Origin of the sequence: Brevundimonas sp., assembly GCF_016742135.1 — a bacterium.
Taxonomy (GTDB): Bacteria; Pseudomonadota; Alphaproteobacteria; order Caulobacterales; family Caulobacteraceae; genus Brevundimonas.
Genome location: NZ_JACVCG010000004.1, coordinates 236593 through 259071, shown reverse-complemented (window position 1 = coordinate 259071; position 22479 = coordinate 236593). Strand labels below are relative to the sequence as shown.

General features: G+C 63.6%; 13 protein-coding genes, 3 tRNA genes and 3 rRNA genes. 5 read left to right on the top strand and 14 right to left on the bottom strand.

The genetic code is table 11. The features are described 5' to 3' along the window. Positions 1-47: 47 nt before the first annotated feature. The 12 genes from IBJ06_RS10320 to IBJ06_RS10265 all read right to left on the bottom strand — a co-directional run bounded on the left by IBJ06_RS10320 (position 48) and on the right by IBJ06_RS10265 (position 14334). Positions 48-1613 (bottom strand): AMP-binding protein, encoded by a 1566-nt coding sequence (locus tag IBJ06_RS10320; protein ID WP_292159947.1) that lies wholly within the window; start codon positions 1611-1613, stop codon positions 48-50. Further along, positions 1610-3268: a carboxylesterase family protein gene (locus tag IBJ06_RS10315; RefSeq protein ID WP_292159944.1), complete on the bottom strand. Its 1659-nt coding sequence runs from the start codon at positions 3266-3268 to the stop codon at positions 1610-1612. Before IBJ06_RS10315 ends, IBJ06_RS10320 begins: the two co-directional genes overlap by 4 nt. Then, positions 3265-4596, bottom strand: a complete 1332-nt coding sequence (locus IBJ06_RS10310) for an MFS transporter (protein ID WP_292159941.1) — start codon at positions 4594-4596, stop codon at positions 3265-3267. Before IBJ06_RS10310 ends, IBJ06_RS10315 begins: the two co-directional genes overlap by 4 nt. A 3-nt stretch (positions 4597-4599) precedes the next feature. Beyond that, a complete protein-coding gene (locus tag IBJ06_RS10305; RefSeq protein ID WP_292159938.1) occupies positions 4600-6870 on the bottom strand; it encodes a TonB-dependent receptor in 2271 nt (756 codons plus the stop codon). 341 nt (positions 6871-7211) lie between these two features. Beyond that, positions 7212-7288, bottom strand: a tRNA-Met gene (locus IBJ06_RS10300). A 104-nt stretch (positions 7289-7392) separates the two neighbouring features. Continuing rightward, positions 7393-7507, bottom strand: a 5S ribosomal RNA gene (gene rrf, locus IBJ06_RS10295). A gap of 83 nt (positions 7508-7590) precedes the next feature. Beyond that, a 23S ribosomal RNA gene (locus IBJ06_RS10290) occupies positions 7591-10390 on the bottom strand. Between the two features lie 203 nt (positions 10391-10593). After that, positions 10594-10669, bottom strand: a tRNA-Ala gene (locus IBJ06_RS10285). A 38-nt stretch (positions 10670-10707) separates the two neighbouring features. Then, a tRNA-Ile gene (locus IBJ06_RS10280) sits at positions 10708-10784 on the bottom strand. A 177-nt stretch (positions 10785-10961) separates the two neighbouring features. Beyond that, a 16S ribosomal RNA gene (locus tag IBJ06_RS10275) occupies positions 10962-12422 on the bottom strand. The 16S, 23S and 5S rRNA genes sit together here with 3 tRNA genes alongside, the layout of an rRNA operon. 760 nt (positions 12423-13182) lie before the next feature. Further along, complete coding sequence (locus IBJ06_RS10270) at positions 13183-13611, bottom strand: CBS domain-containing protein (RefSeq protein ID WP_292159935.1); 429 nt, start codon at positions 13609-13611, stop codon at positions 13183-13185. A gap of 108 nt (positions 13612-13719) precedes the next feature. Further along, complete coding sequence (locus IBJ06_RS10265; protein ID WP_292159932.1) at positions 13720-14334, bottom strand: rhomboid family intramembrane serine protease; 615 nt, start codon at positions 14332-14334, stop codon at positions 13720-13722. 186 nt (positions 14335-14520) lie between these two features. Here IBJ06_RS10265 and hfaA point away from each other — a divergent pair, with 186 nt between their 5' ends. From hfaA to IBJ06_RS10245, 4 genes are all read left to right on the top strand, one after another. After that, entirely contained in the window at positions 14521-14952 is a 432-nt protein-coding gene (hfaA, locus tag IBJ06_RS10260) for a holdfast anchoring protein HfaA (RefSeq protein ID WP_292159929.1), read from the top strand. Beyond that, positions 14949-15965 carry a holdfast anchoring protein HfaB gene (hfaB, locus tag IBJ06_RS10255; protein WP_292159927.1) on the top strand — a complete coding sequence of 339 codons (1017 nt, stop codon included), beginning with the start codon at positions 14949-14951 and terminating at the stop codon, positions 15963-15965. The genes hfaA and hfaB overlap by 4 nt, the downstream gene beginning before the upstream one ends. Next, complete coding sequence (gene hfaD / locus IBJ06_RS10250) at positions 15892-17142, top strand: holdfast anchor protein HfaD (RefSeq protein WP_292159925.1); 1251 nt, start codon at positions 15892-15894, stop codon at positions 17140-17142. The genes hfaB and hfaD overlap by 74 nt, the downstream gene beginning before the upstream one ends. 147 nt (positions 17143-17289) lie before the next feature. Beyond that, positions 17290-20178, top strand: a complete 2889-nt coding sequence (locus IBJ06_RS10245; protein WP_292159922.1) for a M16 family metallopeptidase — start codon at positions 17290-17292, stop codon at positions 20176-20178. Positions 20179-20302: 124 nt separating this feature from the next. Here IBJ06_RS10245 and IBJ06_RS10240 read toward each other — a convergent pair whose 3' ends face one another. After that, complete coding sequence (locus IBJ06_RS10240) at positions 20303-21178, bottom strand: hypothetical protein (RefSeq protein WP_292159919.1); 876 nt, start codon at positions 21176-21178, stop codon at positions 20303-20305. Positions 21179-21324: 146 nt separating this feature from the next. On the opposite strand from IBJ06_RS10240, the gene IBJ06_RS10235 reads away from it, so the two are divergent. After that, positions 21325-21852 carry a PAS domain-containing protein gene (locus IBJ06_RS10235; RefSeq protein ID WP_292159915.1) on the top strand — a complete coding sequence of 176 codons (528 nt, stop codon included), beginning with the start codon at positions 21325-21327 and terminating at the stop codon, positions 21850-21852. Here the strand turns inward: IBJ06_RS10235 and IBJ06_RS10230 are convergent. Further along, positions 21849-22376 carry a gamma carbonic anhydrase family protein gene (locus tag IBJ06_RS10230; RefSeq protein WP_292159912.1) on the bottom strand — a complete coding sequence of 176 codons (528 nt, stop codon included), beginning with the start codon at positions 22374-22376 and terminating at the stop codon, positions 21849-21851. The two genes, IBJ06_RS10235 and IBJ06_RS10230, sit on opposite strands and share 4 nt — an antisense overlap. Positions 22377-22479: the final 103 nt, after the last annotated feature.

Genomic DNA, 22479 nt, shown 5'->3' with positions numbered 1-22479 from the left:
CAGGCGGCTCGGCAGGGGCTCGGGGCGCTTTGATCTCGGACCTCGGGTTAGCTGTCGCCATACTCAACTCTCAGACGCATTTTGTCGATTTTGCCGGTCGAGGCCAGAGCCATCTGCCCCACCCGTATAACGGCATCGGGGATCCACCACGGCGCAACCCGTCCGCGCAGGGCGGCCAGCAGGTCCTCGTCGGTCACGTCGGGTGTGTCGCGGGCCTGGATGACCAGCACCGGACGCTCGCCCCATTTGGGATCCGCACGCCCGATCACGGCGGCCAGCGACACCGCCGGATGCTCATTGATCACGGCCTCGATTTCAGCCGGATTGATCCATTCGCCACCTGACTTGATCAGGTCCTTGGCCCGACCGGTGATGATCAGGTTTCCGGCCTCGTCAATGCGGGCCAGATCGCCGGTCGAGAACCAGCCGTCGGCATTGGTGGCGGTGGTTGTTTCGCCGAAATAGCGGTCGATCACGGCTTCTCCGCGGACATGCAGATGCCCCTCGACGCCGCGCTGTTCCGGCAGGGGCTGACCGTCGGCATCGGTCAGCAGCAGGTCTACGCCCACGGCCGGACGCCCGGACAGCTGGGCGGCACGCGGGCCGTTCCGGGGCGCACAGGTGCCCAGCGGCGACATCTCGGTCATGCCCCAGCTGGTCTGGACGATGACACCCAGCCGCTGCTCGATCCGCTCCATCAGGGCCGGCGGCATGGGCGCGCCGCCGACGACGACCCGCTCCAGCGTCGGGGTCTCGCCGCCGTGGGCGTCGAGATACTCGACCAGGCCCAGCCAGACGGTGGCGATGCCGACCGCCAGGGTCACACCCTCGGAATTGATCAGACCGGCCAGACTGGCCCCGTCCAGCCAGCGCCCGGGCAGCACCAGCCGGGCCCCCGCCGCCGGTGCCGCGAACGGCAGGCCCCAGGCATTGGCATGGAACATGGGCACGGCGGCCAGCACGCTGTCGGATCCGGTGATTCCCATAACGTCGGCCTGCAGCAGGCGCAGGGTGTGCAGATAGCTGGACCGGTGGGTGTAGCTGACGCCCTTGGGCGCGCCGGTCGTGCCCGAGGTGAAACACAGGCCGCTGGGCGTGGTCTCGGGAAAGTCGCCCCAGAGGATGCCGTCGCCGGTCTCGGCCTCGAGGAAGGTTTCCAGCCGGTCCGCGCCATCGCCCCCGGCATCGATCACCAGCAGGCGCTCGAGCGACGGCGTGCGCGCCACGATGCGCCGCGCAACGGGCTCCAGGTCCGCGCTGGCGATCAGGATGCGGGCACGGGACTGGGACAGCATGGACACCAGCTGCGCCTCGGTCAGACGGGGGTTGAGTGTGTGGCAAACCGCGCCCATGCCCATCACCGCATACCAGGCTTCGACATGGGCCTGACTGTTCCAGGCGAGGGTCGCCACACGGTCGCCCGGCGCGATTCCCAGACGGACCAGGGCGGCGGTGACCCGGCGACTGCGGTCCCGCAGGGCGGCATAGCCGATCCGGTCGACCCGTCCGTCGCCACGCGCGGTGATCACCTGCCCGTCCGGCCGCCAGCGGGCCGCATGGTCCAGGAATTTGTCGAGCGTCAGCGCCCAGGCCTGCATATCCCCGTCAATCATTGGCAGACGGGGGTCACGGGCGGCAGCGGCGGAGACGCCACACCGAAGTTCCAGTTCCACGGGATGCCCCCCGCCACCCGTCGACGGCAGACCACCGCCTCGTGAAGCTCGAACATCCCGGGTATCAGACGGTGGCGAACGACGGGGCCGTCCTCGAACGCCATATAGGTCGCGGTCAGACCATAGGCGGGCCAGGCGGGCTGTCCCTCGGCCATCGGCACCCCGGTCCGGGCAAAGCTGAGCCAGTAGGCCATCATGGCGTCGGACAGGGCCTGCTCGGTCGGCGTGTCGGGCACGGCGGGCCAGCGCGGAGGCAGGCGATCGGGATTGCCGAACACATAGGGGATCTCGGCCGCATGGAAGGCGTGCAGCCCGGCCTCGTCCGCCGCCGGATAGCCGTGATCGAAGAAGTAGAGATAGGCGTTCTGGCCCAGGGCCGTCTGGGCCCGCATCAACCGCTCGGCGGTCCAGCCATAGAGGGCGTCGCGGGGCGTCGCCAGCATGCTCTCGGCCATGTCGTCGGCGGGGTAGAGGGCGAGGAAATCGTCGGCCAGATCGCCGTATCGCGCCCTGATTTCCGCTTCATAGGTCGCGGCGTCGGCGGGCACCGGCGGCACCAGAAATCGCAGCGAACGGATTTCACCCTGGTTGAAGCCCGCCAGCAGAGGCACCGGGGCCTGCTCCCCCCGCTCGAACACATGTGCCATCTGATGGGGCAGGAAGACGCCGTCGATCGTACCGAACGGGGCATAGCCGGCCTGTTGCGCGGAGACGGTAAGCGTCTGGGCATCCATGGCGCGCAGCCCGGCCAGATTGGCGGCACCCAGCTGGGCCTGCACCCACAGGCCGACATCCTCGGCCGGCGGGTCGCCATGCGTGCGCGAGCGCAGCTCGGGCATCGACAGCATATAGGCGCTCTGGGCGATGGCCTTGTGGAACAGTCCCTCCGCCTCGGGCGAGGTCATCAGATACATGACGCTGAGCGCGCCTGCGGACTCCCCCGCGATGGTGACATTGCCCGGATCGCCGCCGAAAGCCGCGATGTTGTCGCGCACCCACTCGAGCGCCGCGATCTGGTCCTGCAGGCCATAGTTGCCCGAGATGCGTTTGCGCGACTCGCCGCTCAGCTCGGGATGGGCCAGATAGCCCAGCACGCCGAGGCGGTAATTGATCGTGACGACGACCACGCCCTGGGCGGCCATGCGGGCACCGTCGTACATGGGTTCGTGGCCGGCCCCGGTGGCCAGGGAGCCGCCATGGATCCAGACGAACACGGGCGCACCTCGGGGGGCGCCCCGGGCACCTTCCGGCGTCCAGATGTTCAGGAACAGGCAGTCCTCGCTCATCTCCATCGGCTCGCCCGCATAGATGCTGGTGCCGCGCGCGATCGGCTGATGACAGGCCGCGCCGAACCGTGTCGCGTCGCGGGTCATGGTCCACCGCGGCATGTCCGCCGGAGGGCGCCAGCGTCGCCAGCCGGTGGGCGGCAGGGCATAGGGGATGCCCCTGAAGGCGTTGACACCGTCCAGTGCCTCGCCCCGGACCGCACCGGCGGGCGCTTCAACGACCGGAGCCGTCTGGGCGCGCGCGGAGTCGGTCGAGGCGCAGCCCGCCAGGGCCAGGGCCGCGACCAGTCCCGTAAGCAGATGCCTCATGCCAGGGCCTCCCGCGCGACCTGGCGACGGATCTTGCCGACCATGCCCAGGAACATGCCCACCGCGAGAAGGTAGAAGGCGATCAGGCTGTAGAAGGCCATTTGCAGGGAATTTTCATAGCCATTGGCCTGGAAGACATCGCTGGCGAAGCCCAGGTAGGTCGGCCCCAGCCCCAGCCCGATCAGGTTCATGACCAGCAGCAGCAGGGCTCCGGACATCACCCTTTGATCCGGGCGCACCGTTTCCTGGACCAGGGTGATCGAGGGCGACAGATAGAAGTAGTTGAGCGCCATCGGTACCGTCAGAAACAGCAGCGACAGCTCCCACGTCGGAGCCCAGACAAAGCCCGCGAAGAAGGGGATGGCGATCGCCAGACCGATGGCCGGCAACCAGGCGTAGGCGGTTTTCGACCGCTTGGAGAGGCGATCGATCAACCGGCCGGAGACCAACATGCCGATGCTGACGCAGACCCCGACCACCAGGGCGTACCAGACGGCGACCTGTTCCAGCGTCATGCCCTTTTCCCGCTGCAGGAACAGCACGGCGAACCCGAGGAGGGCGTAGGTGACGAACTGGGTCGCGCCGCAGGCCAGTGAAATGCCGCGCAGGACGGGGTTGGCGAAGAACATCCTGCCGGTCGACCAGAAGCCGGTCGGGGCCGGGGCCACGGGATCGGTCGTTGCGACGGGCGCGGGCGCGACCGGAGCATCCAGACCACCCTTTTTCGGCTCGCGCACCGCGAACCAGACGATCACGGCCGTGATCACGCCGATCACACCGACCCAGATGAAGGCCAGACGCCAGGAATAGGCGGCGGCGATCGAGGCCCCGAAGGCGACCCCCAGGGCCTGTCCGATCGGCGGGCCGAGGTTGAACAGGCTGAGCGCCGTCCCGCGCGTGCCCGAGGGGAAATAGTCCGAGATGATGGCATAGGACGGCGGAACCCCGCCCGCCTCGCCGACGCCGACCGCCATACGCGATACAGCCAGTTGCCCGAAATTGGTCGACAGGCCGCAGGCGGCGGTCGCGGCGCTCCAGAGGGCACAGGAAAAGGCCAGCACCTTGACCCGGTTGGTCCGGTCCGCCAGCCAGCCGACGGGAATGGCCAGAATGCAGTAGAAGGCTGCGAAATAAAGACCGCCGAGAAGACCCAGCTGGGTATCCGAGACCCCCAGCTCGTCCTGGATGGGCTTGGCCAGGATCGACAGCAGCTGCCGGTCCAGAAAGTTCAGCACATAGACGAAGCACAGGATGCCCAGCGCGAACCAGGCCCGGGCTCCCGGACGCGCGGGGCGCGCATCCGGGGCGACAGGAGACGAAGTCGTCATCGATCAGAACTCATAACCGAGGCGAACGCCGATGGTGCGGGGCCGCTGGCGGGCATAGCGGCCGTCAAGGAAGGCTTCGGGGTGGACATAGGTCACCGATCGGTCGTCAAAGATGTTTTCGACATAGGCGGCCAGTGTGACCTCGTCGAAGGCGACGGCAAAGTTGGCATTCGCGACGGTGTAGGAGTCCGTATAGTCGAACGTCGCCTGCGGCACCCCCGGCTGTCCCGGCGTGTTGGGGAAGGTGTTGGGGAAGTCGCCGACGTGGGAAACCGCCACTGAGGCATTGGCCATCATGCCGGGCCGCAGTTGCCACTCATAGGTCACGCGCACAGAGCCGGAAAACTCCGGACCGGCCAACCGCTGGTCCAGAACCGCGCCGGAAACCGCGGCCTCAGTCGCAGTCAGCTGGGTCACCTTGGCGTCGTTCACCGCCCCGGTCAGCGAAACCGTCCAGCCGTCAGCGGGCAGGAAGAACAGTTCCACCTCGATGCCCTTGCTGGTCACCTCGCCGATGTTGGTGGCGAACTGCACCGAGTCCGACACGCGGTTGGCCTGGACCTGCAGGTCGTTCCAGTCGATCCAGTAGGCCGCGATGTTGGCGTAGAGGCGACGGTTGAACCAGTTCCCCTTGATGCCGACCTCGTAGTTGATGAGATTGTCGGACTCTGCGCCGTAGGGAATGACGATGTCGGTCGGATCGATGGTGCTGACCGCGCCCGCGCGGGCGTTCACGATCGGCGGACGGAAGCCGGTCGCCACGGCGGCATAGGTCGTCATGTTCGGCGCAGGCCGCCAGGACAGGCTGACCCGGTAGGACGGCCCGGTTTCCTTGGCCTTGACCCCCTCGGCGGCCACGATCGGGGTGATGGTCACGGGCCCGGGAATGCCGAACAGGGCGCGGATGAGATAATCGGAATTATAGCCCCAGTCCTCGGTGAAGCCCTGGGCGTCCGTCGAGCCATAACGGAGCCCGCCGGTGATCCAGAGGTCGGGGTTGAAGCGGTAGGTCAGTTCCCCGAAGGCCGCCATCTCGTGGCTGACGATGTGCACGCCGAAGCGCTGGTAATACTCGTCCGGCAGGCCGGTGATGCCGCTGGCGGCCAGGAAGGCCTCATTGGACCGATAGGCATAGTCGACGTCGCGCCGACGGCGGAAGTAGAAGACACCGGCGGACCAGTCGAAGTCCCCGCCGGCTTCCGACACGATCCGGGTCTCGTGCACCAGATTGGTGTCATAGGCATCCGCGTCGAGCGCAAAGGCGATCGCCTGGCCAAAGGTGCCGGCCAGGTCAACATAGAAGCGCTGGTCGTACTTGCCGTAGGTCGTCGAGCTGGTCAGGTGCGCGCCGTCGAACTGGTATTCGAAGGTGGCATTGTAGTTGGTCATGTCGCTGGTGAAGCGATCAGGCCGGTCCGACAGGCGAACGTCCTGGCCCCTCGCCGGATTGGTCAGGGCCGAATCATGCGGATTGCTGATCTCGTGCGAATACATCAACCGGGCGGTGAAGCGCTCGGTCGGCTCCCACTGCAGGATGGCCCGTCCGCCGTACTGGATCAGGGTGTTCGAATTCTCAATGCCGGTGCCGATGTTGTCGACCCAGCCCTCTTCATTGCGCGAGAAACCCACGACGCGCAGGGCCAGTTCGTTCTCGACCAGGGGCACATTGACCATGGCATTGTAGCGCTGGCGCAGGCCGCCGCCCTTCATCACACCATAGTCGACCAGAACCGAGGCATCGAAAGCCGAGGGGTCGGGATCATGCGTGAGGATACGCAGGGCACCGGCCAGGGAACCCGAGCCGAACAGCGTGCCCTGGGGCCCGCGCAGGAATTCGATGCGCTCCACATCATACAGGCTGGGGTCAAGGATGGTCGAGTTGCCGTTGGCCGAGATCGGCAGCTCGTCAATATAGATGGCGACCGTGCTCTGCAGATTGGCGTTGTAGCCGTTGGTGTTCACGCCGCGGGCGGTGAAGTTGTTGAAGTTGGCCGTGGGACGGTTCAGCACCACGCCGGGTGTGGCCTCGGCCAGCCCCTCATAGCCGACGATGCCGCGCTCGTTCAGATCTTCCTGCGACAGCGTCGTGATGCTGAGCGGAACATCCTGGAGGCGGACCTCGCGCCGGGTCGCCGTGACGATGATTTCCTCGACCGTGGTGGCGCGGTCCTGTGGATCCCGCTCGCCCGATTGCTCCTGGGCCATGGCCAGGGTCGGCGCGAGCGCCGCAAGGGTGGCGACGGCACAGGCCGACGCGAGAAGTGTCGCTTTCATCAAATTCCCTCCCTTACGCCGGTCATGAGCGCCGACGTTTGGCCAGAGAGGGACACGAGATCGCCCGCCTGTCAACATTCCCTATCACGCGCGTGAATGTTTACGGCGCGCACCAGAGGCAAATTTCGGCCGGTCACGGCCGGAAGCCTCACATTTTGCACACGATTGCACCGTCCTCTGGAATGTATCGGCAATCCTTTGTTCACGCGCTTGTGAGGAATGTGAGAAACCCTGTCGGGGGATCACCAGAGTCCTCCGGCCGGCGGCCCGCTCCCGGCGGCTTCTTGTCCTGGAGCCGAATTGGAAAACGCCGTCCGGGGGAACCGGACGGCGTCTGATCTTGGGTGCGGGAGCAGGATTTGAACCTGCGACCTTCAGGTTATGAGCCTGACGAGCTACCGGGCTGCTCCATCCCGCGTCAAAGATGGAAAGGAGAAGGTGAAGGAAGAAAAGGTTCGAGACATGCCCCCGAGGCAAAAGCGGCTTCAGGCGACATCGTTTTAATCCCTATCTGACTGGTAGACCCGGCAGCGACCTACTCTCCCGCGCCTTAAGACGAAGTACCATCGGCTCTGGAGGGCTTAACGACCGAGTTCGGAATGGGATCGGGTGGGGAACCTCCGACATAGCCACCAGGTCAACCAGGCAGATAGGGGATTAATGAGAAGACATCGTCACGATTATTATCGGCAAGTAAAACCGAATGAGTTTTGCTGAGAAACGATCAAGCCGATCGGATTATTAGTACCAGTAAGCTTCATGCGTCGCCGCACTTCCACACCTGGCCTATCAACGTGGTAGTCTTCCACGATCCTCAGCGAAGCCTTGTTTTGAGGTTAGTTTCCCGCTTAGATGCTTTCAGCGGTTATCTATTCCATACATAGCTACCCTGCTGCGCGGCTGGCGCCACGACAGGTCCACCAGAGGTATGTCCATCCCGGTCCTCTCGTACTAGGGACAGATCCTCTCAAGCTTCGAACACCCACGGCAGATAGGGACCAAACTGTCTCACGACGTTCTGAACCCAGCTCACGTACCACTTTAAATGGCGAACAGCCATACCCTTGGGACCTGCTCCAGCCCCAGGATGTGATGAGCCGACATCGAGGTGCCAAACTTTGCCGTCGATATGGACTCTTGGGCAAAATCAGCCTGTTATCCCTAGAGTACCTTTTATCCGTTGAGCGATGGCCCTTCCACGCGGGACCACCGGATCACTATGGCCGACTTTCGTCTCTGCTCGACTTGTCAGTCTCGCAGTCAGGCGGGCTTATGCCATTGCACTCGACGACCGATTTCCGACCGGTCTGAGCCCACCATCGCGCGCCTCCGTTACACTTTAGGAGGCGACCGCCCCAGTCAAACTACCCACCACGCCATGTCCCGGACCCGGATAACGGATCTCGGTTAGACGTCAACGACAGTAAGGGTGGTATTTCAAGGATGGCTCCACCAGAGCTGGCGCCCCGGCTTCATAGCCTCCCACCTATCCTACACATACGGTCGCTAACGCCAAGGCGAAGCTATAGTAAAGGTTCATAGGGTCTTTCCGTCTGACCGCGGGAACCCCGCATCTTCACGGGGAATTCAATTTCACTGAGCCTGTGCTGGAGACAGTGGGGAAGTCGTTACGCCATTCGTGCAGGTCGGAACTTACCCGACAAGGAATTTCGCTACCTTAGGACCGTTATAGTTACGGCCGCCGTTTACCTGGGCTTCAGTTCGGAGCTTTCACTCCTCCCTTTAACCTTCAGGCACCGGGCAGGCGTCAGACCCTATACGTCGCATTGCTGCTTCGCAGAGCCCTGTGTTTTTGCTAAACAGTCGCTACCCCCTGGCTTGTGCCACTCATTTCTGGTTGCCCAGAGTGAGTCACGCTTATTCCGAAGTTACGCGTGCAATTTGCCGAGTTCCTTCAGCACAGTTCTCTCAAGCGCCTTGGTATGCTCTACCTGACCACCTGTGTCGGTTTCGGGTACGGTCTCTGCTGGAGTTATTTCCAGGGACAGCTTCGCTGCCAGGACAATCCAATAAGCCCTGACAACTTACGCCATCCGTCACTTCCAGCTGGTGCAGGAATATTTACCTGCTTCCCATCGACTACGCTTTTCAGCCTCGCCTTAGGGGCCGACTAACCCTGCGCAGATTAGCTTTACGCAGGAACCCTTGGTCTTTCGGCGACAGTGTTTCTCACACTGTTTATCGTTACTCATGTCAGCATTCTCACTTCCGATACCTCCAGCCAACCTCGCGGTTGACCTTCACCGGCTTACGGAACGCTCCGCTACCGCTTGCAGTAAACTGCAAACCCATACCTTCGGCGAACGGCTTTAGCCCCGTTACATTTTCCGCGCAGGATCGCTTGATCAGTGAGCTGTTACGCTTTCTTTAAAGGATGGCTGCTTCTAAGCCAACCTCCTGATTGTCAAAGCAATCCCACATCGTTTCCCACTTAGCCGTTACTTGGGGGCCTTAGATGATGGTTAGGGTTGTTTCCCTTTTCACGACGGACGTTAGCACCCGCCGTGTGTCTGCCCGATAGCTCTCTTGGGTATTCGGAGTTTGGTTAGAATTGGTACCGCTCGCGCAGCCCGCATCCATCCAGTGCTCTACCCCCCAAGGAGTTCGTCGGACGCTCTACCTAAATAGATTTCGCGGAGAACCAGCTATGTCCAGGTTTGATTGGCCTTTCACCCCTATCCACAAGTCATCCCAGAATTTTTCAACATTCACGGGTTCGGACCTCCAGTAAGTGTTACCTTACCTTCATCCTGCTCATGGATAGATCACCTGGTTTCGGGTCGTCATACGTCGAACTTATCGCCCTATTCAGACTCGCTTTCGCTACGCCTACACCTAACGGCTTAAGCTTGCTCGACACATGAAGTCGCTGACCCATTATACAAAAGGTACGCCGTCACCCCGCATGGGGGCTCCGACTGCTTGTAGGCTTCCGATTTCAGGATCTGTTTCACTCCCCTTGTCGGGGTGCTTTTCACCTTTCCCTCACGGTACTTGTTCACTATCGGTCGTAGAGGAGTACTTAGGCTTGGAGGGTGGTCCCCCCATGTTCAGACAGGATTTCACGTGTCCCGCCCTACTCGAGTCTCTTGCTGTTTGACGGCTACGGGGCTGTCACCCGCTATGGCCGATCTTTCCAGATCGTTCGCCTTTATTTCACAAGAGCACTGGCCTGGTCCCGGTTCGCTCGCCACTACTACGGGAGTCTCGGTTGATGTCCTTTCCTCCGGGTACTGAGATGTTTCAGTTCCCCGGGTTCGCTTAATAACCCTATGTATTCAGGTCATTATACCTTTTAACAATCCGCCAATCCGTACCCTCGCCACCCCGTAAAGGATAGGGGAGAGCAAAGTTGGAAGACTGTAAAGGTGGGTTTCCCCATTCGGAAATAGCCGGATCAAAGGGTGCTAGCGCCTCCCCGGCTCTTATCGCAGCTTGCCACGTCCTTCATCGCCTCTCTACGCCAAGGCATCCGTCAGAAGCCCTTCAACGCTTGATCGTTTCTCAGCAAAACCCATGCATGAATGGCCCGGTCCCTGGAAAGAGGTGGAGACCGGATCCATGCCTGGTTTTACTTGCCAGACGATGTCTTCTCGAACCTGACCTCAAAGCCTATGAACAGGCCGGTCAAATTCTTCCTTCACAATGTCAACGCAGTCACCCGAGCGGGTCACTGCAATCTGTTTCTGCGATCGAGCGAGCTGGTGGAGCCAGACGGGATCGAACCGACGACCTCATGCTTGCAAAGCACGCGCTCTACCAACTGAGCTATGGCCCCTTCGGCGACCTTATCGGGCTGCGTCTGACCAGCGGGGCTGGTAGGCCCGGGCAGACTCGAACTGCCGACCTTACGCTTATCAGGCGTACGCTCTAACCACCTGAGCTACGGGCCTATGGGCAGCGCGAAAGTCAGGCTGGACGCCCGAGCTCGCGATCGCGCCATCGACGGTGCCGGCCGTATGCCGACGCCATCGAGGCGAAAGAGGAAAGAGAAACGAAGACGGCGGCGTCCCGCTTGTTTTTGGATAACCAATAGACGTTCGTGAGAACATCTGGAGGTCAATCCTTAGAAAGGAGGTGATCCAGCCGCAGGTTCCCCTACGGCTACCTTGTTACGACTTCACCCCAGTCGCTGACCCTACCGTGGTCGACTGCCTCCTTGCGGTTAGCGCATCGCCTTCGGGTAGAACCAACTCCCATGGTGTGACGGGCGGTGTGTACAAGGCCCGGGAACGTATTCACCGCGGCATGCTGATCCGCGATTACTAGCGATTCCAACTTCATGCCCTCGAGTTGCAGAGGACAATCCGAACTGAGACGACTTTTTGGGATTATCCCTCTGTAGTCGCCATTGTAGCACGTGTGTAGCCCACCCTGTAAGGGCCATGAGGACTTGACGTCATCCCCACCTTCCTCCGGCTTAGCACCGGCAGTCCCATTAGAGTTCCCAACTAAATGATGGCAACTAATGGCGAGGGTTGCGCTCGTTGCGGGACTTAACCCAACATCTCACGACACGAGCTGACGACAGCCATGCAGCACCTGTGTCCTGGTCCCCGAAGGGAAAACCACGTCTCCGTGGCGATCCAGGCATGTCAAAAGGTGGTAAGGTTCTGCGCGTTGCTTCGAATTAAACCACATGCTCCACCGCTTGTGCGGGCCCCCGTCAATTCCTTTGAGTTTTAATCTTGCGACCGTACTCCCCAGGCGGATTGCTTAATGCGTTAGCTGCGTCACCGAACTGCATGCAGCCCGACAACTAGCAATCATCGTTTACGGCGTGGACTACCAGGGTATCTAATCCTGTTTGCTCCCCACGCTTTCGCGCCTCAGCGTCAGTAATGAGCCAGTATGTCGCCTTCGCCACTGGTGTTCTTCCGAATATCTACGAATTTCACCTCTACACTCGGAGTTCCACATACCTCTCTCACACTCAAGACACCCAGTATCAAAGGCAGTTCCAGAGTTGAGCTCTGGGATTTCACCCCTGACTTAAATGTCCGCCTACGCGCCCTTTACGCCCAGTAATTCCGAGCAACGCTAGCCCCCTTCGTATTACCGCGGCTGCTGGCACGAAGTTAGCCGGGGCTTCTTCTCCGGGTACCGTCATTATCGTCCCCGGTGAAAGAATTTTACAATCCTAAGACCTTCATCATTCACGCGGCATGGCTGCGTCAGGCTTTCGCCCATTGCGCAAGATTCCCCACTGCTGCCTCCCGTAGGAGTTTGGGCCGTGTCTCAGTCCCAATGTGGCTGGTCATCCTCTCAGACCAGCTACTGATCGTAGCCTTGGTAGTCCATTACACTACCAACTAGCTAATCAGACGCGGGCCGCTCTAAAGGCGATAAATCTTTCCCCCGAAGGGCACATCCGGTATTAGACCCAGTTTCCCGGGCTTATTCCGAACCTAAAGGCACGTTCCCACGTGTTACTCACCCGTCCGCCACTAACTCCGAAGAGTCCGTTCGACTTGCATGTGTTAGGCCTGCCGCCAGCGTTCGCTCTGAGCCAGGATCAAACTCTCAGGTTGAGTTGACTTCTGACCTAAGCATGACGATCCGAAGATCGTCTGGCATTAGTTCTACGTATTCTTGACGAGATCCCACGTTCACCGATCCGAAGACCGGTTACATGGTATGTCTTTTCAAAAAGACCGCAGATGTCAGTGTCGACAATCGATTCCGAAGAACCGATCCTAGAACACCGCCGCCTGCGTTTCTCTTTCCAGATCAACGATTTCAAAGACCGTGAGCCACCGGAGCGGCCCGACCGTTTAGCGCCCGGTTGCGGCGGAGGCGGCGATGTAGTCGCCTCGATGGTTGGTGTCAAGCGCTCCGAAGAGAACTTTTTCACCGGCCCGCCGTCAGAACCTCGGGAGGTCCGTGGGCGGCGGGAGCGGCGTCTCTAGTGAGGTGCCGACCCCGTGTCAATCGAACTTTCGGAGCTTTTTCCGGTCGTTTCAACCCGTTCGGGGTGATCCGGCCGCAAAGCGCCAGAGGGAGATGGAAACACCTCCCCGAGGCAGTCCGACGATTCGATCGAAGGCGCGGAACTTAACCGAAGACTGTGGAGGAAGCAAGAACCCGAAGGTCTTTATTTCCACCTGGATCACTGTGCGCCGTGGCGCCCCGCGTTCCGTCGTCGGCCCGTTTCCGAGCGAGGCGGCGATATACGAGCCGTCCTTTCGGTCCGCAACCCCGAAACCGCCTTTCGTGACGATTTTCTGAAAGACTCCGGATCGCCGAATTCCGGCATCGCCGAATTCCGGCATCCTTGGGACCCCGAAGGCGTCAGCCCGCTGCGATATAGGTCCTGAGGCTTTCCGCCTCGCGCGTGGCCTCCTCGATCTGGCATTTCACGACGTCGCCGATCGAGATGACGCCGACCAGACGCCTGTCTTTCAGGACGGGCAGATGGCGAATCCGGCGGTCGGTCATGCGGCTCATGAGCATAGCCACCGTGTCGGTCGGCTCGGCGAACACCACATCGCGCGTCATATAGGTGCCCACTGCTTCGGACAGGGCCTCGGGCCCCGATGCGGAAACGGCCCGGACCACATCCCTTTCGGACAACACGCCCACGACCCGGTCGGCCTCACAGACCATTACGGCCCCGATGCGGCGCGTCTGCATTTCCCGGCAGGCATCGACCAGGGTCCTGTCCGGCGCCACCGAGAAGACAGCGTCGCCCTTGTCCTTGAGAATCTCGGTGACGAGCATACGGCGTTCCTCCCTCATGAGATTGAACGACCGCGGACCGGGCCGCTCACATCCGCAGGATCGCTCAGTCCCGGCCCGGACGCAAATCCGCGCCGATTCGCCAAAGGCTCAGCCGAACCGGGGACCCCATCTGCGCGACCATCGGAACAGCGGGCCGATCGCCAGATAGCCCACGGCCATGCCGACCGCATGCGCTTCCCAGGCGATGCGCGCGCCCTCCGTTCCGGGGGCATATCCGATCAGACCGACCACGGCATTAATGGCGAACAGCACACCCACCATGGTCAGGGCCCGACGGTCGTCCAGAGGCTTGGGCCCCGCCCAGGACGGACGCCCCATCAGGCGGATCGCCGCGCCGAGCAGGCCGGACACCGCGCCCGAGGCTCCCACCATCGGATCGCTGCTGCCCTGATGCAGAAGGCCATATCCCAGCGAGGCCATGATCCCGCACCCCGTGTAGAAAAGAACAAAGACCCCTGCCCCCCTCCGACCCGGCAACATCCGCGCCACGGGGGGCGCAAAGCACAGCGCGGTCACGGCGTTGAGGATCGCGTGGGTCCAGCTGCCGTGCAGCAGCATGGCGGTCAGGATACCGGGCCAGCCCAGCGTCGACGTCAGATCCGCCGGATAGAAGGCCCACTTCAAACCCATGTCCGGCAGACGGAGCTGCAGCCAGAACAGCACCGGCATCGATATCGCCAGCACCAGGGCGGCGGGCGGCACCTTTACAATCGGCTCACGGGTGGGCGGCAAGGGGTCGGCTGGACGGGTGCCCCACGGCTGGCTGTTCATACGCCAGAGATGCGCGTGCCCGCCGCCGATCTCAAGCGCTTCTTAATAACCCTGCTCCATTTTGGCACGGGGCTTGCTGTGTCTGCCCCTGAATAAAGACAGCGCGGGAGCGCCCTCATGCGACTGAAACTGGCGGCTGCGGCTGCAGCGACACTTCTGGCCCTGCCGGCCGCGGTCCACGCCCAATCGGCCGGCAGCTCTGGCACGGGTACCTATCAGGCCGGCTATGGCGCGGCGCGCTATACGACGGCCCGGCCACAGACCGGTTCGACCCGCGACCAGAACGGCAACCGGCTGATCGTCAACGGCCTGATCCAGACCGGTGCTTCGGCCTATTCCCGCACCAGCGGAGGCGTCTCCAGCTGGGGGAACCTGACCAATGGCAACGGAAACGGCGGCACCACCATCGGCGGCGCGACGGCCATCGGCAACAATCTCAACGTCGTGGTCCAGGGCAACTGGAACACCGTCATCGTCAATTCGACCCAGACCAATACCGGCAACGTCAACGCCGGAACGGCGCTGAACGGGACCATCGACCTGCCATGAGCGACGCCCCGATTCTTCGCTGGCTGAAACCGGCCGGAGCGGCCTGTGCCGCGGCGGCCCTGCTGGGGGGCTGCATCGCCCCGGTGGCCAGCAATGCCGGGCTCTATGCCACGCCGATCGGCAATGCGCCGGTGACCGCCAATCCCACTCCCTATTCCACCGCCCTGTTCTGCCTGGCGGACTATGCGCGCACCTACGGCCTTCCGTCCCCGCGCATCGCCGTGGGCCAGATCGCCGACTATACCGGCACCATCTCTCCGGACGGCGGTCGCCAGATCACCGGCGGCGCGTCCCTGATGGCCACCTCGGCCCTGGCCAAGTCGGGCGCGGTCATGGTCGAGCGCTTCGACACATCGGTGTCCGAACTGGAGCTGCGGTACGCCAACAACAAGCTGATCGGTGACGAGGGCATGGGCGGCCCGGGTGACCCCGGCTATCGCCGCATCATCGCCGGCCAGGTTCCGGGGTCGGACTTCTACATCGTCGGCGGCATCACCGAGGTGAACTACAATATCCGCTCGGGCGGCTGGGACTTTGGCGGAGGCCAGGCCGATACCAACACGCCGTTCTCGGGCGTCTTCCAGGGCCGCGTCTATGTGATGAACGTCGCCCTCGACCTGCGCCTCGTGCAGACGACCTCGCTCGAGATCGTCGATGTGGTCTCGTACCAGAAGCAGATCATCGGCCGGGAAATCTCGGCCAATGTGTTCGACTTCCTGAACGGCAATGTCTTTGACATCTCGGCGGGCGAAGGCGGCTTCGAGCCCGTTCAGCTGGCCGTCCGTTCGCTGGTCGAGCGCGCCATCATCGAGTTCATGGCCAACCTCTATGGTGCCCCGGGACCGGAAATCTGTCTCGACACCCGAAACGAGTTGCTGCGCGACACCTATGGCCAGACCGGCAACTACTACCCCGCCTATCCCAACACGGAGACGAACAATGGCCAGACACGCGCCGATCCGTCTCGCTGGCATGATCGCCGCGACGGTGACGTGCGCCGCAGTCGCTACTGAGGCTGCCGCGCAGGATCAGGACCCGTCGATCGTCCTGAACGAACAGATCCAGTTCGGCGATGTCTTCACCGAACAGACGCTGGAGGTGTTCGATTCGTCGGAGCAGGTGACCGTCAGCAATTCCGCCACCGGCAACAGTCTGGCGGGCGGGATACAGGGCGGCGACATGACCGTCACCTCGATCCAGTCGATGCAAGGGGACGTCCGCGCCGAGACCACCTTTGTGCTGGGCGGCGATACCGAGGGCGTGGTCAGCGGCGTCACCCAGGCCAACGGCAACTATCTGGGCCTCAGCGCCTATGACGCCAATCTGGCGGTTGATTCGGCCCAGACCGTCGGCGATGTCGAGATCGTCGCCACCTCGACCATGGCCGAGGGCAATGAGCGTCTGCTGGGCGGGGCGTATGTCGATACCTCGGCCATGGGCAACATCGTGGCCCTGGGCGGCGAGCGCAGCTATTTCGAGGGCAATGTGGTCCAGACGTCGGATGCCAACATCCGCGCCTCCAACTATGCCGCGACCCAGTACATCCCGGCAGAGGCCGAGTTCACCGCCCAGGCCGTCGCCAATGTGGTGTCCGTCACCGGTACCTCGGTCACGGGGCAGCGCATGACCATCGACCAGACCTCGACCGGCGGCATCATCGATTCGGGCGTCAGCGCCAATGCCGGCAATGCCTGGGATCTCGCCGGGCGCGCCAATGCCGGGGGAAATCGCGTCGTCCTGTCCAATCAGGGCGGCTCGGTGGTCGCGACCACCCGTCAGGACAACATCAGCCGGATCCAGTCGGAGGCGATCGTCACCGCCTATGATTATGGCGCGGCCAATTCCTATGCGCGCGGCGTCGCCAATGAGGTCTCGGTCGGCAACAACGACATCTATGTCGAGATCGACAACACCCAGATCAACACGGGCGGCGTTGCGGTCAACGCCCGGTTCGCGGGCACCCAGGGCTATGATGCCTATGTCGGGGCCGATGCTGCCGGCAATGTCGTGACCGGCTTCGCCTGCGCGGACTGTGCGGGCTACATCAACGCCACCAACACCCAGGCTAACAGCGGCAACGTCAGTGCCACGGCCCGGACGACGATCAACGGCTCGAACCGCGCCGTGATCACGGGCACCAATGCGGTCGGCAATGCCGCGACCTTCTATGTGACCCGCGGCGGAAATTAACTCTCGTTAATATTCCCGCCGCAGTCGTTCAATCTCTGCCTGACCTTCGCTAGGGTGTCTCCGACGGCCCGCCAACGGGCCTGTGAATTCGTCATGTGCCCGCTTTCCCTGTGGAATTTGTGCGGCCGCGACCAAAGGAGCCACCCCATGCGTTCTCCCCGCCGCCTTCTGCTTGTCGCCGCCTCCAGCCTTGCGGTCATCGCCGGAGCGGGCCTGCCGACGCTGGTCCAGGCCCAGGACGCCGTTGCCGTCTCGGCCGAGACGACCCGCCCGTCCGATCCCTGGCCCCATGAGATCAGCGACATTCCCGCCGATGCCGCTGTCCGGTTCGGTCAGCTCCCCAATGGCCTGCGCTACGCGATCGTGCGCAACACCACGCCTCCGGGACAGGCTTCGCTTCGCGTCCGGATCGACGCCGGCTCGCTGATGGAGAATGAGGACCAGCTGGGTCTGGCCCACTTCATCGAGCACATGGCCTTCAACGGCTCGACCAATATTCCCGAAGGCGAGCTGACCCGGATACTCGAGCGCCTGGGCCTGGCCTTCGGTGCCGATACCAACGCCTCCACCGGCTTTGACGAGACCGTCTACAAGCTGGATCTGCCGCGGACCGACGACGAGACCGTCGATACCTCGCTGATGATCCTGCGTGACATGCTGGGCAACGCGACCCTGGACGCCGGTGCGATTGATCGCGAGCGCGGCATCGTCCTGTCGGAAGAACGCACCCGCGCCGGACCCGGCCTGCGGTCGGTCGTGGCCCAGCTTGAGTTCTTCCTGAAGGACCAGCTGGTCCCCAATCGCCTGCCGATCGGCTCGACCTCTGTGCTGGCCAATGCACCGCGCGACCGCTTCGTCGAATTCTACAGCGCCTATTACCGCCCCGAGCGCGCCACCGTCATCGCGGTGGGTGACTTCGATGTCGATGTGATGCAAGCCAAGATCATCGCCACCTTCGGCGACTGGCAGAACCCCGCACCCGACGGTGCCGAGCCGGTGCTGGGCACAGTGCAGCCGCGCGGCCTCGAGGCCGGTTCCTATATCGAAGCCGGGGTTCAGCCCTCGATCCAGATCACCTGGGTCAATCCGCCCGACACCCGTCCCGACACCCTGGCCACCCAGCGCGAGGGCCTGGTCGAAGGTTTGGGCACGCGCGTGCTGAACCGGCGCCTGCAACGTCTGGCCCGGGGCGAGAACCCGCCCTTCATCGGCGCTTCGGGCAGCCGTTCGAACCTGTTCCGCTCGGCCGAGGTGGCCACGGTTTCTGCCGTCTATCAGGACGGCAACTGGGACGGCGCACTTCAGGCCATCGAGCAGGAGCAGCGCCGCATCGTGGAGTTCGGCATCACCCAGGAAGAGCTGGACCGAGAGATCACCGAGATCCGCACCGCGCTGACCGAGAACGTCGCCGGAGCCGCCACGCGCCGCACGCCCAACCTGGCCAACAGTCTCGCGGCCTCGGTCAACAACGACGAGGTCTTCACCGCCCCGGCCACCGACCTGGCGATATTCGAGGCCATCGTCGCCGATCTGACGCTGGACGAGGTCAACACAGCCCTGCGCAGCACCTTTACCGGTCAGGGTCCGCTGATCTTCGTCACCGGTCCGGATGCCATCGAGGGCGGCGACGCGGCAATTCTCGCCGCCTATGAAGCCTCACAGCGGACGCCGGTCACGGCGCTTGAGGCCCAGGCCCGGGCGGAATGGCCCTATACCCAGTTCGGTACCCCCGGCACGGTCGCCTCGACCCAGGTGATCGAGGATATCGGGACCACATTCGTCACCTTTGACAATGGCGTGCGTCTGACGGTCAAGCCGACCGACTTCACCGACGATCAGGTGCTGGTCTCGATCCGCACGGGCACCGGCTTCCTGTCCCTGCCGACCGACACACCGACCGCGACCCTGGCTCTGGGCGCCGCCTTCGGTGAAGGCGGACTGGGCCAGCTGACCGCCGAGCAGCTGGAAACCGTGCTGTCGGGCCGCGTCTATGGCGTCTCCCTGTCGGCGGATGAAGACTCCTATCGCCTGTCCGGCACCACCCGGACCGAGGATCTGGACCTGCAGATGCAGGTGCTGACCGCCTATCTGACCGACGCCGGCTGGCGACCCGAGCCGTTCGAGCGCGCCCGGGGCCAGTTCCGTCTGGTCCTGCCGCAGCTGGACGCCACCACCGGCGGCGTCTTCGCCCGCGACGGGTCGGGCCTGCTGCGTTCGGGCGACGCCCGCTGGACCGTGCCGACACTCGAGCAGGTTGCGTCCTGGTCGCTTGAGGACCTGCGCACCTTGGTCAGCAACGACCTGTCGCAGGGCCCGATCGAGGTCATCATCGTCGGTGACGTCATGGTCGATGCGGCCATAGAGGCCGTGGCCGCCACCGTGGGCAGCCTGCCGGCGCGCGGCCCCGCCCCCAGCCCGTCGGCGACTGCCCGCACCTCGACCTTCCCGGATGGCACGGCCCAGCCTGTCGAGCTGAAGCACGGCGGTCGTCCGGACCAGGCCCTGGGCTTTGTCGCCTGGCCGACCGGTGACAACTTCAGCGACCCGCGCGAAGCCCGCATGGTGCGCCTGCTGGCCGATGTGCTGCGTCTGCGCCTGATCGACGAACTGCGCGAAGGCCAGGCGGTGACCTATTCACCCCAGGTCAGCGCCACGGCGTCCGGCACCTTCGAGGGCTATGGCTATATGTCGGCTGCCATCGAGGCCCCGCCCGAGAAACTGGAAGGCTTCTTTGCCGATGTCGACCGGATCGCCGCCGAACTGGTCGCCAGCCCGGTCACCGAAGATGAACTGGAGCGCGCGCGTCGCCCGCGCGTCGAGGCCCTGCGCCGCAGCCAGAACACCAACGGCTTCTGGATGTCCGAACTTCAGGACGCCCAGACCGATCCGAACCGCCTGCCGGCCCTGCGCTCGGCGCTCAGCGATATCGAATCGGCCACCCCGGCGGACCTGCAGGCCGTGGCGCGCAAATATCTGGTGCCCACCGAGGCCTATCGTATCCAGGTGACCCCGCGCGCGCAGGCCCAGGCTGAGTAAGAAAAAAGGCCCCGGAAGCGATTCCGGGGCCAGTTTCTCTCAGGAGGACCGACAGAGAGCCGATCGCCCGTAATTTGTGCGCGCGCACCTGAAGGAGGGCTGAACCCTCGCTTCAGGCAAGCGATCAGTAGCCGCGCGACCCGACGCCGCCATCCAGCATCAGGAACGCGCCCGACACGGCCAGCCCCTCGCGCTCGATGATCTCCTCGCGGTATTCGGTGTAGGTCTCCTCGCGATAGAGGGTCAGGATCTTCACCCCGGCACCGTAGCGGCGCAGCAGAGAGCGTTCGTTGCATTCCCGCTCCGGGCGTTGCGGGCGGCATTCCATCCGGCTTTCGCGACCGCCGTACCACAGGGCCTCGCCCTTGCGGCAGGTCAGGGTCTCGCCGTGGTCGACGCGGCTTTCGCCCTGGTATTCCGAAATGGTGATCTGCAGCCAGCTGCCAGCCAGGCAGCGGTACAGTTCGTCTTCATAATCCTCAAAGATCTCTCGGTCGCCGCGCACCTGTGAGGCCGGGTGCGGCACATTGCGATCGTCGATACAGACGGCCTGGATCACCACCCGCTTCCGGAACCGGCGAACCTCCGTATAGGGCACGCGGATCGTCTCGCGGATCAGTCCGCCCTCGACGTTCAGGCCCTGGATGGTCGTGGGATAGCGCGGCGTCGAGCTGAAATAGGCCCCGCCTCCGCCGCCCACGACCACGGTCGAGCCACCCCGGGCGTTGATACGCGCCGAGGCCGAGGCATTGGCGTTGGCATTGACGTTGATGTTCACATTGACGTTGCCGCCTCCGCCACAGCAGGGCGGGGCGGGCGGCTGCTCGCAGCACGGATTGGGCGGAGGCGGCGGGGGCGGCGGAGGGGGCGGCGGCTCGCAGCACGGAGGCGGCGGTGGCGGACAGACCGGTCCGCATTGCGCCTGGGCCGTATCGGCGGCGGCCATGACGGCGAAAAAGCCCGCCATCGCCACCAATCCCTGGATGATCCGCACCCGCATGCGCAGGTCTCCTTCAGTGGTCAGTCGCCGCGATTCCAGCAAGAACCGGGCCGTTCACCCCCCAACATGCGGGCAAAACCCTTTCGTTTCCGTTGCGCCTTGCCGTGGCCTCCTCCTTGCGGCGACACGCCCGAGGAGCCTTCGGGATGTTTCATACTGAGACGACACGGCTGATCGAGACCTGGAGCGCCCTTCCGGGTGCCTCGCGCATTCCCGACCGGCAGGATCTCGACGCCCTGTCGCTGGGGCCGCTGGTGACCCGACTGTTCCTGCTGGAGTACCGCCCGCAGGCCACCCGCATCCGCCTGGCCGGAGACTGGATCGAGGCCCTGCACGGACGCCCGCTCAGCGGCTCTGCCTGGCGCGACCTGTGGGACCATGCCTCCCTGCCCCTGGTCGAACTGGCTCTGGCCCAGTGCCTGCGCGAGATTCGTCCCGTGATCCTCACCGGGGATTGCCCCCGCCTGCCCGGCGGTTTCGAAATGCCGCTGGTGCCGATGCGGGGGCCCGGCGGTCGAGCGAACCGGATCGTCGGTCTTTATCGTCCGCGCGGCTTCAGTCAGCCCCTAAGCCGGCCGCCGACCCGCCTGTCGGCCCACGCCAGCCTGGCGGTCGGCGAACCGCCCCGCGCCCGGCCCCAGCTGATCGCGCTTCAGGGCCGCCGCGTCGCTTAAGCTTTCGACAGCCCTGTCGCGTAGCGCTTCCAGTTGGCGACATAGTGGGCCGCAGAGGCTTTCAGCGCCTCGACCTGGCCGGGCTCCAGCGTCCGCACCACCTTGCCCGGCTGGCCCATCACCAGCGAATAGTCCGGGATCACCTTGCCCTCGGTGATAAGGGTATTGGCCCCGATCAGGCAGTTCCTGCCGATCTTTGCCCGGCCCAGCACCACCGCCCCGATGCCGATCAGGCTGTTGTCGCCGATCTCGCAGCTGTGCAGCATCACCATATGGCCGACCGTCACGCCGTCGCCGATGGTCAGGGGCTCGCCGGGATCGGAATGCAGGACGCTGCCGTCCTGGATGTTGGTGTCGCGGCCGATGGTGATCGGATCGTTGTCGCCCCGCACCACCGCCCCGAACCAGACACTGGCCCCCGGCTTCAGAATCACGTCACCAATGACGGTGGCGTTCGGCGCGACCCAGTATTCCCCCTCGGGTGGAAGCTGGGGTTTCTTGTCGCCCAAGGTGTAAACACTCATCCGAACACGCCTCTATATTAATCAGATTGGGGGTTTAACACTCCTTAAACCACGTTAGCCTCAGTATGTTGAGGCGATTCGAGACCCGAGGGTCCCGGCCTCG